The sequence below is a fragment of the Acinetobacter sp. NIPH 542 genome, assembly GCF_000369825.1.
Taxonomy (GTDB): Bacteria; Pseudomonadota; Gammaproteobacteria; order Pseudomonadales; family Moraxellaceae; genus Acinetobacter; species Acinetobacter oleivorans.
The window spans coordinates 2457629-2470563 of record NZ_KB850206.1 but is presented as its reverse complement, the minus strand read 5'-3'; the positions used below and the strand labels follow the sequence as shown (position 1 = coordinate 2470563).

The 12935-nt window shown below is 37.6% G+C and carries 11 protein-coding genes; 6 read left to right on the top strand and 5 right to left on the bottom strand.

What is annotated here, in order from left to right:
* Nucleotides 1-113: 113 nt before the first annotated feature.
* The gene (locus F886_RS16990; protein ID WP_005307893.1) at nucleotides 114-488 is read right to left on the bottom strand and encodes a diacylglycerol kinase; all 375 of its coding nucleotides are present in this window, start codon (nucleotides 486-488) and stop codon (nucleotides 114-116) included.
* Between the two features lie 106 nt (nucleotides 489-594).
* Here F886_RS16990 and F886_RS16985 point away from each other — a divergent pair, with 106 nt between their 5' ends.
* Complete coding sequence (locus F886_RS16985; protein ID WP_005307889.1) at nucleotides 595-1557, top strand: MBL fold metallo-hydrolase; 963 nt, start codon at nucleotides 595-597, stop codon at nucleotides 1555-1557.
* A gap of 43 nt (nucleotides 1558-1600) precedes the next feature.
* Here F886_RS16985 and F886_RS16980 read toward each other — a convergent pair whose 3' ends face one another.
* Nucleotides 1601-2743 (bottom strand): glycerophosphodiester phosphodiesterase, encoded by a 1143-nt coding sequence (locus F886_RS16980; protein WP_005307886.1) that lies wholly within the window; start codon nucleotides 2741-2743, stop codon nucleotides 1601-1603.
* 263 nt (nucleotides 2744-3006) lie between these two features.
* On the opposite strand from F886_RS16980, the gene F886_RS16975 reads away from it, so the two are divergent.
* Both F886_RS16975 and F886_RS16970 read left to right on the top strand, forming a co-directional pair.
* Nucleotides 3007-6102, top strand: a complete 3096-nt coding sequence (locus F886_RS16975) for a multidrug efflux RND transporter permease subunit (protein WP_005307884.1) — start codon at nucleotides 3007-3009, stop codon at nucleotides 6100-6102.
* A 72-nt stretch (nucleotides 6103-6174) separates the two neighbouring features.
* Nucleotides 6175-6750 carry a DUF4112 domain-containing protein gene (locus F886_RS16970; RefSeq protein ID WP_005307882.1) on the top strand — a complete coding sequence of 192 codons (576 nt, stop codon included), beginning with the start codon at nucleotides 6175-6177 and terminating at the stop codon, nucleotides 6748-6750.
* A 49-nt stretch (nucleotides 6751-6799) separates the two neighbouring features.
* On the opposite strand, the gene htpX is transcribed toward F886_RS16970, so the two are convergent.
* Nucleotides 6800-7705 (bottom strand): protease HtpX, encoded by a 906-nt coding sequence (gene htpX, locus F886_RS16965; RefSeq protein WP_005307880.1) that lies wholly within the window; start codon nucleotides 7703-7705, stop codon nucleotides 6800-6802.
* Nucleotides 7706-7951: 246 nt separating this feature from the next.
* Nucleotides 7952-8812 (bottom strand): lytic transglycosylase domain-containing protein, encoded by an 861-nt coding sequence (locus F886_RS16960; protein ID WP_034591274.1) that lies wholly within the window; start codon nucleotides 8810-8812, stop codon nucleotides 7952-7954.
* 505 nt (nucleotides 8813-9317) lie between these two features.
* On the opposite strand from F886_RS16960, the gene ttcA reads away from it, so the two are divergent.
* Nucleotides 9318-10223, top strand: a complete 906-nt coding sequence (ttcA, locus tag F886_RS16955; RefSeq protein ID WP_005307874.1) for a tRNA 2-thiocytidine(32) synthetase TtcA — start codon at nucleotides 9318-9320, stop codon at nucleotides 10221-10223.
* Between the two features lie 205 nt (nucleotides 10224-10428).
* On the top strand, nucleotides 10429-10812 hold the full coding sequence (locus F886_RS16950) for an SCP2 sterol-binding domain-containing protein (protein WP_002118641.1): 384 nt from the start codon (nucleotides 10429-10431) through the stop codon (nucleotides 10810-10812).
* A 90-nt stretch (nucleotides 10813-10902) separates the two neighbouring features.
* On the opposite strand, the gene F886_RS16945 is transcribed toward F886_RS16950, so the two are convergent.
* On the bottom strand, nucleotides 10903-12015 hold the full coding sequence (locus F886_RS16945; protein ID WP_005307871.1) for an MltF family protein: 1113 nt from the start codon (nucleotides 12013-12015) through the stop codon (nucleotides 10903-10905).
* Between the two features lie 372 nt (nucleotides 12016-12387).
* Here F886_RS16945 and greB point away from each other — a divergent pair, with 372 nt between their 5' ends.
* Nucleotides 12388-12882 carry a transcription elongation factor GreB gene (gene greB, locus F886_RS16940; RefSeq protein WP_005307869.1) on the top strand — a complete coding sequence of 165 codons (495 nt, stop codon included), beginning with the start codon at nucleotides 12388-12390 and terminating at the stop codon, nucleotides 12880-12882.
* Nucleotides 12883-12935: the final 53 nt, after the last annotated feature.

Here is a 12935-nt window from a genome sequence, read left to right as displayed (position 1 = left end):
ACGTGATTTTAAGAAATAGTTAATTTCAATAACTTATATTAAAAAACAGGAACAGCAGCTAGAAGTTCCTCTTTGTTACAGCCATGCTTATTTACTTATAAGCATGGTTTTTTTTATCCAAATAAAATGAACAACCATGTAATAGCAATAATAGAAAGCGCAACAAATTGAGCCGCACTTCCCATATCTTTAGCATTTTTAGAAAGCTGATGTTTTTCAAGAGAAACTCGATCAACGACTGCTTCAATAGCCGAGTTGAACAATTCAACGATCATTGCAAATAGACATACAATAATGAGTAAGACGTGTTCACTGCGGGTTACGTCAAGAAAGAAACTAACTGGAATTAAAATAAGATTAATCAAAACAATTTGACGGAAAGCTGCTTCATTTTTATATGCTGCTTTAAATCCGGAAATCGAGTAGCCGGTTGCATTTAATATACGCTTAAGGCCTGTTTTACCTTTATAAGGAGAATAGCTATTCATTTACTTATATTTCTGACACATTTCATGCATTATATAATTTGGGTCTTAAAAAATTATTAAATCTTTTTTAAAGATTTTGACTTTATAACTGAATAGAGAAGAAGAGATGAAAAAATTATGTGTAGCTTTGGGTCTTGCATTTTGTAGCATGCATGCTGCGTATGCTGAGCAAACTCCTACTCAACAAGTACCTGGATATTATAAGCATCAATTCGGAAAATACCGTGTAACGTCTTTACTTGATGGCACGATTTATCTAAATCCTAACTTGTTTAAAAATTTAAATCAGACTCAGAAAACTAAAATATTAACTAAATATGCTGCTGTGAATGAGAAGGGTATCCAAACTTCGGTCAATGCATTTTTAGTAGATGATGGTAAGAGTTTAACGCTTGTCGACAGTGGTGCAGCAAGTTGTTTTGGCCCACAATTGGGTTCGATTGCAAAAAATATTGAATTGGCAGGTTATCAACTTGCTAATGTAAAAACAGTGTTGCTCACACATTTACACCCAGACCATGTTTGCGGAATTGCTCAAAATGGGAAAGCTGTATTTCCAAATGCAACTATATATGCACATGAACGCGAGGCTGATTACTGGCTAAATCCTGCTTCTGAAAAAACAGTACCAGCAGATAAAAAGCAAAACTATTTAGGTACTGTGAAAAACATAAAAACTGCTCTTGCTCCATATCAAGCAAAAAAAGCATTCAAGACATTTAAAGATGGTGATGTTATTCAAGGTTTTGAAGTGATCGATACGCGAGGTCATACACCTGGGCATCATAGCTTTCGCTTAAAAAGTAATGATCAGCAAATTATTTTTGTTGGAGACATTGTTCACTCGCATTCTTTGCAGTTTGATGCTCCAAAAACTGGTGTAGATTTTGATGTGAATTCTGAGCAGGCGATTAATACCCGTTTAAAAATGTTCGCTGAAATTTCAAATAAACAGCAATGGGTCGCAGCACCACATTTACCATTCCCAGGCATTGGTCATGTTTATAAAGTAAACGCTGAGCAATATCAGTGGATCCCACTTTATTTTGATAATGTCGTAGAGAAATAAAAAACAGGGCATTTATTGCCCTGTTTTTTATTAAAAACTTTAATTATTTTGCGGCTTTTTCATAATTAATAACGGCTTCACGGCCAAGTGCTGGGTCATCTGTAAAGACTCCATCAACACCCGCTTTGAAATAGGCTTCAAATTCTTTTAAAGCACCAGTTGGGCAGCGCTCAGCTGGTTTATCTTGACTGCATTTTAAAGGCGTTGGTAAGAAATTATTTTCTGGACGGAAAGTATAAGGATGTACTTTTAAGCCAGCTTTATGCGCATCAGAAATAAACGAAGTCGTTTGAACTGAGCCATTGTCATTAAAGTTTAGAATATAACTTTTACTTGGTCCTACACCGTTTGCATATTTAGCTACGTCTTTTAAGCCTTGTGCTGTGGCTAAATCAGCATAAGTTTTAGTTTCACCAGATTCAACAAAGTCGGCTGGTTGCGAAGTTTTAGCATCATATAATTGAATAATTTGTGCATGTTTAAGCGTCTTATGAAGATCAAGCTCCCTTTTTAAATCTTTTAAGTTTTGAACTTCAAAAGACTGTAAATAGACAGGTGCAATATCACGTGTATATTTATATTTGGCTAAGGTTTTAAGAAGGGTATCTTCCATTGCCAGATTATGATTTTTAAAGTAAGTCGGATGTTTAGTTTCAATATATAAGCCAATAATTTTTCCCGTTTTTTTATAATTTGCTTCTGCCAGCTCAATCACTTGTTCTAGAGTCGGGACAGGGTAGAGATCATTATAAGCTGTGTTTGCAGGTCGGAACTCTGGAATACGTTCACGAGCTTTAAGCTGCTGTAATTCACTTAAAGTGAAGTCTTCTGTAAACCAACCTGTTAGGTCTTTACCATCAATATTTTTTGTTGTTTTACGGTCTGTAAACTGAGTTAAAGTGCTTACATTAGTTGTTCCACCAATCTCATTTTCATGGCGAGTAACTAACACGCCGTCTTTTGTAGACACTAAATCCGGTTCAATAAAATCTGCACCATCATCAATAGCTTTTTGATATGAAGCTAAAGTGTGTTCAGGGCGTAAAGCGCTAGCGCCACGATGTCCTATTACTAAAATTTTAGGTAGTTGGTATTCTGGTGTAGTAGGCGTGTTTTCGGTTTTATCATCGTCATTACAACCAACCAAGCTAATTAAACTTAAGCATAAAATTGCTCTTTTAAACATAATTCTACTCATATTGTTTTAGTTGAAACGGCTCTAGTCTGCTTATTGAGTTTGACTTGATCATGAAGAATTCATGAATTTTCAGTGACACTTGTTAAAACCTTCTTTATGGGTTTGTAGGAAATGCTCATTCCTGCTTTGTTTTTGTCCTAATTGCATTTATTGTGTTAATTCTACTTGTCTTTTATATATCGCTCGTTGATGATCAAGATGCCGAATTCGGTATTGCCACCTGTTAATTGACGACTTAATTCTGAGCAGCCATGCTATCTAAATTTTTTATTCAGCGCCCTATTTTTGCCAGTGTACTCGCAATTATTGTTATGGCATTTGGTATTTTCTCGGTTATGAATTTGCCAGTAGAACGCTATCCCGATATTGCACCACCAAAAATTACAGTATCGGCAAGTTATAGTGGGGCAGATGCACAGACGGTTGAGCAAAGTGTTACTCAGATTTTAGAACAGCAAATACAAGGTATTGATCACTTACTTTATTTCAGCTCTACAAGTGATTCGTCGGGACGTAGCCGAATTACGATTAGTTTTGATAATGGAACAAATCCAGATACGGCACAGGTGCAAGTACAAAATAGCATTAGTGGCGTGATAAGACGTTTACCAGATGAAGTACAACGCCAAGGGGTGACGGTAAGTAAGTCTCTGGGCGATACTTTTATGGTGGTGGGTTTATATGACTCGACTGGTAAAGCGGGGAATATTGAGCTATCAGACTATTTAACGACACACGTGGTCGATAACCTGAACCGTATTGAAGGAGTGGGTGAGTCTGATGTTTTCGGTTCGCAATATGCAATGCGAATCTGGTTAAACCCTGATAAATTAAAACAATATAATTTAATGCCAAGTGATGTTGCCAATGCAATCACCGCTCAAAATACCCAAGTGGCTGCGGGTGCAATTGGTGATTTACCTGTTATTGATGGACAATATTTAAATACTAAAGTTACAGCTGGTTCTCGACTAAAAACAGTCGAAGATTTTAAAAATATTGTAGTGAAATCAAACCAAACAGCGAGTTATGTCTATCTAAAAGATATTGCTAGAGTTGAGTTGGGTGCAGAAAACTATCAGTCTTTTAACACCATTAATGGTTATCCTGCCGCAGGTTTAGGTATTTCTCTGTCTTCGGGTGCAAATGCCATTCAAACTTCTAAACTCATCCATCAAACTCTAGATCAGCTTACAACTAAACTACCTGCGGGTTATAAAATTGTTTATCCACGTGATAACACGCCGTTTGTTCAAGAGTCGATTAAGGAAGTCGTAAAGACGCTTATTGAAGCGATTATTTTAGTTATTCTGGTAATGTTTTTGTTCTTGCAAAGCTGGCGCGCGACACTCATTCCGAGTATTACCGTTCCGGTTGTTATTTTAGGAACTTTTGCTGTTTTATATGTGCTCGGTTTTAGCATTAACACCTTAACCTTATTTGCACTGGTACTCGCGATTGGTTTGTTAGTGGATGATGCTATTGTAGTCGTGGAAAACGTTGAACGGCTCATGCATGAACAGCACTTAACACCCAAAGAAGCAGCTATAGAGTCAATGGGCGAAATTAGTGGTGCTTTAATTGGGATTACATTGGTACTAACTGCTGTTTTTATTCCAATGTCTTTTTTAGGTGGTTCAATTGGGGTGATTTACCGCCAGTTTTCAATTACCTTAGTTGCCGCTATGGCGTTATCGCTTGTTGTTGCATTAGTCCTAACACCAGCATTGTGTGCCTTAATTTTAAAGCCTAATCCTCAGCCTATGCGCTGGGCAGTTTGGTTTAACCAAAAGATTGATCAACTTAAAAATCAATATATCAAGATCGTTCAAACAAGCATTCGTTACAGTAAGTCGGTTGTTGTGATTTTTGTGGCTTTGATTGCTATTTTTGCCCTGTTCTATAGCGGTTTAAAAAGTGGATTTATTCCTAAAGAAGATCAAGGCATTTTAAGCGTTCAAATTAAGCTTGTTGATAGTGCTCCAATTTCTCAAAGTCAGAAAATTGGTGAACAAGTTCGTCAATATTTCTTAACTCAAGAAGACAAAAATGTGGATTTAGTCTTAATCCGCTATGGTCGAAACAATTCGGGTACAGGGCAAAATTTAGCACAAGGGTTCATTGCTTTAAAACCGTGGGATGTGCGTACTGGAAAAGAAAACTCAGCGGATGCTATACAAAAGCGGGCAATGAAATATTTTAGTCAATTAAATAATGCTCAAATTAATGTGACTTTACCACCTTCAGTAAATGGTTTAGGTCAAACCGATGGTATGGATTTATGGATTCAAGATTTAAATGGGCAAGGACAAGATTTTCTAGATAGCACCTTCCGTCAATTGCAAACTCAAAGTAAAAATTATTCAACTTTTGAAAACTTTGATAAGCAATCAACCAATAGTAAAGCAAATCTCAATATCAAAATTGATCAGAAACAAGCATTAGCAAATGGTTTAGAACTACCTGCAATTAACAACACTTTGTCGAGTGCGTGGGGCGGAACATATGTAAATGACTTTATTGACCGTGGCCGTATTAAGCGTGTCATGATTCAAGGTGATGCCGAGTTCAGATCGAAACCTGAAGATTTATATAACTGGTCTGTGCGTAACAACCAAAATGAAATGGTGCCTTTTAGTTCATTTGCTAACTTTAGCTGGGGTGGTGCTCCTGAAATCGTAAAACGCTATATGGGTTATAGCGCCTTGCAGTTACAAGCAGATGTTGCGAGTGGTAGCAGTTCAGGTCAGGCAATGAAAGATGTTGAACAACTTGTAAATCAGCAAAAAGATGTCGGTTTAGCTTGGACAGGTTTATCTTTTGAAGAACAGAAGTCGACAAATCAGGCCGTCTGGTTATATTTAATTTCGGCAGGCTTTATTTTCTTATGTTTAGCCGCTCTTTATGAAAGCTTGAGCATTCCAGCCGCTGTGATGACCTCTATTCCGCTAGGTGTCGGAGGAAGTGTCATTTTCTCTTATATTTTCGGATTACCAAATGATGTATATTTCCAGATTGCACTGTTAACCACAATTGGCCTGTCATGTAAAAACGCAATTTTAATTGTTGAGTTTGCAGCCTTGGCTCAAGAAAAGGGTAAGAATGCCATTCAGGCGGCTTTAGAGGGCGCTAGCTTGCGTCTAAGACCGATTTTAATGACATCTTTAGCTTTTGGTGCAGGTGTGATTCCTCTTGTATTTGCTCAAGGTGCTGGGGCTGTGAGCCGTCAAGAAATCGGTATTAGTATTTTAGGTGGCGTGATGTTTGGTACGGTGCTGGTTTTATTCTTTATTCCAGTTATGTATGTGTTATTGCGTTCACTATTTAGATCGAAAGCATCTAGTTAAAAGTAAACAATTTAAAAAGAGGTATCAAATCAAGTATATTAAGTTTAACTTCTCTTCATATATTTGATTTAGATGCCTCAAGAAAAAAAATTAACAGAGCAACAGGTCATCGCATTAGAACGAGACCTTGCCAAGTTTGCCACCATGATGGACAGCGCAGTGCGCATTCCTTTTACGAAGCAGGGCATTGGTGCTGATGCTGCACTGAGCACGATTCCGATTGCCGGTGATGTCGCAGGTTTTGTGCTGACGTGTTATGCGATTTATAAAGCTAAACAGATTGGTGTACCACAACATAAGTTAACTCCAGTTATCAAACTCGCTGTTGTAGATGCTGTAGTGGGTTTTGTTCCAGTTGCTGGGACTATTTTTGATATTTTTATACGTCCTAGTAGAAAAGCATTAGATGTGGTTCATACACACATACGTGAAGAATATGCGATTCAGAGCGATATTCATGTTGTTCATCCATATTTGCATGAAAAGCTCGAAAAAAAGCAGCAGCACTCAGCTTTCTGGCGTAATCCTGTGGTGAGTTGGTTATGGTTACATATACCCGATTTATTAGGCGCGTTTGTACTGCTTTTAATTGGCTTCGCTGTTTGGTGGGGTGCAAGTTATCTTTGGGATCTCTATCAAACCATGTAATAAAAATAAAGCCTCCAGTTGGAGGCTTTATTTCTTCACTTTAAACGTTTTATGGGCAATCTAATTGATGTAAAGCTGCCACACGTTGTTCAATTGTTGGGTGGGTTTGGAACAAAGCAGCTAAGCTAAAGCCTTGTTCTTTACCTTCCGCAATCGCGAAAGCTTTCATTTCTTTTGGCATTTGATCTGGCAATTCTGTCTCAGCTTGTAGACGTAATAATGCAGAAATCATTGCTTGTTTACCTGCTAAACGTGCACCTGCTTCATCAGCACGGTATTCACGATAACGAGAGAACCACATCACAATCGCAGAAGCGAGAATACCAAAGACGATATCTAATACCATGGTAATGAGGAAATAACCCATACCTGGGGCTTGATCATCTTGACGACCAAAAACATTACGGTCGATAAAATCACCGACTACGCGAGCAAAGAACATAACAAAGGCGTTCACGACACCTTGGATGAGTGCTAGGGTAACCATGTCACCATTCGCAACGTGACCAATCTCGTGCGCAAGCACAGCACGTAGCTCATCTTTGTTCATACGTTCAAGTAGACCAGATGAAACGGCAACTAAGGCATCATTCTTATTCCAGCCTGTTGCAAAGGCATTGGATTGATATGATGGAAAAATACCAACCTCTGGCATGTTAATACCAGAACGTTGAGAAAGTTCAGCGACTGTTTGCAATAACCAGCTTTCAGCTTGGTTACGAGGAGCATTCGGGTCGATCAGTTCTGTACCGGTCGTTTTCTTAGCCATCCATTTTGACATGAATAACGAGATTAAAGATCCCACCATACCAAACACAAAACAGATCACTAAAAGGTTGCCTAGATTCAAGCCACCCGCGCCATGGTAACTACCGACACCGAAGAGTGACAAAATAATGCCAGCTACAACCAGTACCGCGAGGTTGGTAAGCAAAAACAAACCAATCCGCATCATTGAGAAAATCCTCTTATAAATAAAATGTTATCTGATTTACAAATTCTAAATCATGCAGCTAATATGCGGGGCTTAGGGGAAAAATTCAAGAAAAAAATAAGGAATTGATACATTCTTTCACGAAGTAGAATGTACCTAAATTTAAAGAATAATTGGCTAAATTCGCCTAAATGGTAAGGATCAGGTAATAGATCATTACAATTTAAAACACATAAACTTGACGGAATAAACCCTCAGTAAACGTTCTTACTCTATTCGAATATGTGCAATTGCTGTGGCATTGTTTGTGACATAAGTACCTGTAGGCGCATCAGTAAATGTTCCATTAGATAAAGTCACAATTTGACGAGAATTGGAATATTTAGGAGCCGGTGCTGCTATTTGAGCTGTTGTGTTTTCCACTGAATTAGAAGATTGAGAGGTGACTTGTGCTGAAGTATTAGAAAAAGATGAAAAACCCGAACCAGATGAATATAAGTTTTGATATCGGCTTGTTACACGGCGCACGTAATCTTGTGTTTCACGAAAAGGTGGAATACCGCCGTATTTATCAACGTTTCCTTCGCCAGCATTATAAGCAGCAAGCGCCATTTGAGTATTACCCCCAAAACGTTTGAGTAACCAGCTTAAATATTTTGCACCTGCAAAAATATTTTGCTGAGCATCAAAGGCATTGGTCACGTTAAATCGACGTGCAGTCGCAGGCATGAGTTGCATAAGACCTTGCGCGCCTACTGGAGAGCGGGCATTGACGTTAAATCCTGACTCAGTATGCATGACAGCCTTAATTAAGCCTTCAGATACACCATGCTGTAGAGCAGCTTGTTTAATAATATGGTCAAAAGCATTTTTATTTTTATTGTAGCTTGGCAGAACTGAAGCTTCTGATGCTCCCCAGTTCGTATAACTATGAATATTACTATCAGGGTAGTAAGTCACTTTTACTTTTTTAAGTGATTGATCATAACTTTTTCGGTTGGTGAGCAATGTACTACCATTTTTATCTTGGTAAATATACATTTGGCCTGCTGAACTCGAAGTTATGCCGACCGTAAAAGTGGTCATCCCCAGCAAACAAGAAATAATAAATTGAACCGAATTTTTCATTTTATGTTATTCACAATTTTAAGGTATTTAAAACTTGCCAAAGAGTTTATCAAAAAATATTACTTAAAGAAGTTTTGTGTAATTTTTTTTATTTCGACTCTTTCAAAAAATCAAGCTGTTTTGTTCGAATGCTCATCAAAAAAAATTAAAAATTATTTTTAAAATGATTCTATTGACTTGAATAACATGTTGATATTAAAGGATAAAAAACATTGGTTAAAAAATGATCAATTTAAATAAAACCCTTAACAGAAGGTCAAAACAGTTTGTCAAGTACGAAGAAATCCACAATTTTATCCACAGGTTTTGTGGAAAACTGTGGAAAAGTCCAAAAAGTAAGCATTTTGCACATTTTTTGAACGCTTCAGTCAAAAATAGAGCATCACTTTTGCATCATGCATGAGCAATGTGACGACTTCAAGAATTGAAACTATTCTTTTGATGCGATTCTCTTCTGAATCATATAAAATTGCGCGGTATTTTTATTTATGGGTATATCTCGTCTATGTACGCGCCAGTTGAGTCCAATCAGGGATTTAATTTTAAGCCTGAACTTCCAACAAGCTCGGCCTATTACCGTTTGCTCAAGAAGCTTCGCCGTCAAGTTGGGCATGCTATTCGTGACTTCAATATGATTGAAGAGGGCGATAAGGTCATGGTGTGTGTGTCTGGTGGTAAAGACAGTTATACCTTGCTCGATATCATGTTGCAGTTTAAACGTATTGCACCAATCAATTTTGATGTTGTTGCGGTTAACCTTGACCAAAAGCAACCCGGCTTTCCTGAAGATGTCTTACCTCGTTATATGGAAGAAAATAACATTCCATATTACATTTTAGAAAAAGACACCTATACCATTACTAAACGTTTGACACCGGAAGGTAAAACCTACTGTGCAGTATGTTCACGTTTACGCCGTGGTTCTTTATATGGCTTTGCACAAGAAATTGGTGCGACTAAAGTTGCTTTAGGACATCACCGTGATGATATTCTTGCAACGTTCTTCTTAAACTTGTTTCATGGCGGAAGTTTAAAGGCGATGCCTCCAAAGCTTTTATCATCGGACAAGAAGAATATTCTGATTCGTCCATTGGCATATGTTGAAGAAAAAGACATCATCAAATATGCGGAGTTACGTCAGTTCCCAATCATTCCATGTAACCTTTGTGGTTCGCAGGAAAACTTACAGCGTGCAATGCTTAATGAAATGCTGCGTGACTGGGATAAACAATATCCGAAACGCTTACACAGTATTTTCGGTGCGTTACAAAACGTATCGCCGTCTCAGTTAGCGGACCGTGAATTGTTCGATTTTGAAGCTTTAGATTCTCAGCGCGAGTTAGATTTTAAAGATCCAGAAGAGCTTAAAAACCGTTTAGATGTCGTGAACTTAAGCTTTGCTGCTGAATAAACGCTAGATATAGACAATATTAAAGGCACTTTATAAACAAGTGCCTTTAATGTATCAAAATACTAAAAAATGAATGTTCCGTACAAAAAGTCATAGCCCTAAATTTAAATTACATGCTATAACAACGCTCAAGCAGAATTGCTTCACATGATGTTGTCTGGATAGACAACTAGAGAAATTGAACAAATAAATTTGAGGAAGAATCATGCCTGCATTTTTAACTGAAGATTGGTTTGCTACTGTCGAAAAATTAACTGCTGAAGCAGGGGATCTTAATTTGCCACCTGCTCTTGCGAATTTGGCAATTAATTTAGTAGTTACAGATGCTTCTGGAAATACCGAATTAGCTTTAGATGGGGGTAAAATCCAAAAAGGTTTGTCTTCAAATGCCAAAACAACTTTAAATATGGATGCTGAAACTTTACGTAAAGTATTCTTAGAGTTTGATATGGCTGCTGCTATGCAGGCATTCATGACTGGTAAAATTAAAGTTCAAGGCGATATGTCTCAATTAATGGCTTTACAAACAGCTAAGCCAAGCCAAGAACAAAAAGATTTGTTTAAGAAAGTATTAGAGCATACAGCTTAAATCTAAAAGAATTCATATAAAAAGCTTACCCCAAGAGGTAAGCTTTTTATTCACACAAACAAAGAATTTATCAACTTTTAAATAATAAAATTAGATATTAATTCGTGTTTGCGCTGTTTTGATATGTTCAAGATAAGCACGAATACGCGTGACATATTGAACCGCTTGCTTATATCGACCATTACGCGTTTTATTACTTTGCAAATAATCGTAGAGATTAACCCATTGGTTCGGATCTTTCCCTTGTGCTTGCAAGCGCTTCTGAATCTGGTTTACCGCACCTGGTCCCATATTATAGGCCACCAGCGCATACCAGTTCCGATCAGGGAAAGGAATATCATCATATTCACTTAACATCTGGTCGTAATACTTCGCGCCACCTTGAATGCTTTGAACCGGATCACTACGATTGCTCACACCCATTGCTCGAGCAGTGCTATTGGTCAGCATCATTAAGCCACGAACACCTGTGGGAGAAACAGATTCTGGCTTTAAATATGATTCTTGATAACCAATTGCGGCAAGTAAATGCCAGTCGAGATCGTATTTAGCTGCACTTTGTTTAAAGCTCGCTTTATAAATCGGTAAACGTGTCGTTAAGTCACGTTGAATGGTTGACCAAGCTTCTGGTTTCACCACATTACGATTGTAAAAAGAAGCGAGTTGCTGAGTCACACCATTTTGCTTACTTTGGCATACAAAGCCGCTGGCGGTCTGGGTGAGGGGGTCATCAGCTTGTTTAAACACCCAGCTTAACTCAGGATTTAAACCATTTTTTTGCAAATCGACTGTGTCACCACAGCTTGCAGAAAAAGACATCAAACCTTTGTTCTCGATGGTACTTAAACCAGCGGTCGTCATCGCAAAGTTTGCTTTACCTTGCTGAACCCATCTAAGTGCAGTGGCATTGTCTGCCACGATTTTAAAGTCCAGCTTTACATTAAGGCTTTGTGCATAGTTACGGGCTAAGTCGTAACCAAAACCATGTAAAAACTGATCTTCTTTGAAAACGGTTGTCGGGCTTTCTACCGCAACAACAGTTAAAGTATTTGTATTTACTACAGTATTGTACTGTAGGGTTTTTCCTGCATTAATACTATGAAATGGAAAAAGCATAGTACTGAGTGCAAGTGCTTTTAACGGGAGAGAAGAAAATAAAGAGTTAAGGCAAAGCCTCGACCCTGAACTTGAATTACTGTGCATGTTGTCTCCGCTACAGGTAATTTATGCCCCAAAAGTCAGACAAAAAGCTGCCATAACTTCTAAAAGTTGATAAATTCAATAAGGGGTGGGCAGTCATGACGTCATTCAAAATGACATGAAATGAAAAAAACAAACTGTGTAGAAAATCTACATAGTTTTCTAGAAGGTTAAAAATTGCTCAACATTTAATCTGCGCGCATCATAGTATTGAAAAAAAGTATTGTCAAATTTCGTACAATTAAATATTCGATATATCATCATAAACACATGAATTTCTTAAGGAAGAAAATTTATACACTTCTGATATGAGAAAATAGGGTATAAAATGCTACATCTTGTAAGCGATATGTTGTTGAACAGTGGTTTTTAATCATGAAATCTAACTTAATCACTCGATCTGGGCATGACAAATTAGTTGCTGAATTAAAACAACTTTGGCATGAAGAACGACCGGAAATCACAAAGAAAGTGAATTGGGCTGCAAGCTTAGGTGACCGCAGTGAAAATGCCGATTATCAATATAATAAACAGCTACTTAGAAAAATTGATCGACGAGTACGCTATTTAGGAAAACGGTTAGAAGAATTAAAAATCATTGATTACGCACCTGAGCAAGATGGCAAGGTTTACTTCGGAGCTTGGGTAGAGATTGAAAACGAAGAAGGTGAGCAAAAAACTTTACGTATTGTAGGGATCGATGAAATTTATGATCATCACCCGCAACATATCTCAATTGAATCGCCGATGGCTCGTGCACTGCTCGGTAAACAAGTAGATGATGAGATTGAAGTACACACGCCATCTGGAAAAAAGCTTTGGTATATCAATACAATTCGCTATGAAAAGAACGAAAATTCAGAAAATTAAATTAATTTGTATTTATTTTGAGCGTTTGAATTAAAAGTTAAATAAAAGGTTTG

Bases quoted from the DNA above. Each gene is read 5' to 3' on its own strand.
- F886_RS16975 (WP_005307884.1), top strand. From the start codon at position 3,007: ATGCTATCTAAATTTTTTATTCAGCGCCCTATTTTTGCCAGTGTACTC.
- F886_RS16945 (WP_005307871.1), bottom strand. From the start codon at position 12,015: ATGCACAGTAATTCAAGTTCAGGGTCGAGGCTTTGCCTTAACTCTTTA.
- F886_RS16970 (WP_005307882.1), top strand. From the start codon at position 6,175: ATGCCTCAAGAAAAAAAATTAACAGAGCAACAGGTCATCGCATTAGAA.
- F886_RS16950 (WP_002118641.1), top strand. From the start codon at position 10,429: ATGCCTGCATTTTTAACTGAAGATTGGTTTGCTACTGTCGAAAAATTA.
- F886_RS16980 (WP_005307886.1), bottom strand. From the start codon at position 2,743: ATGTTTAAAAGAGCAATTTTATGCTTAAGTTTAATTAGCTTGGTTGGT.
- htpX (WP_005307880.1), bottom strand. From the start codon at position 7,705: ATGATGCGGATTGGTTTGTTTTTGCTTACCAACCTCGCGGTACTGGTT.
- F886_RS16960 (WP_034591274.1), bottom strand. From the start codon at position 8,812: ATGAAAAATTCGGTTCAATTTATTATTTCTTGTTTGCTGGGGATGACC.
- F886_RS16985 (WP_005307889.1), top strand. From the start codon at position 595: ATGAAAAAATTATGTGTAGCTTTGGGTCTTGCATTTTGTAGCATGCAT.
- greB (WP_005307869.1), top strand. From the start codon at position 12,388: ATGAAATCTAACTTAATCACTCGATCTGGGCATGACAAATTAGTTGCT.
- F886_RS16990 (WP_005307893.1), bottom strand. From the start codon at position 488: ATGAATAGCTATTCTCCTTATAAAGGTAAAACAGGCCTTAAGCGTATA.
- ttcA (WP_005307874.1), top strand. From the start codon at position 9,318: ATGTACGCGCCAGTTGAGTCCAATCAGGGATTTAATTTTAAGCCTGAA.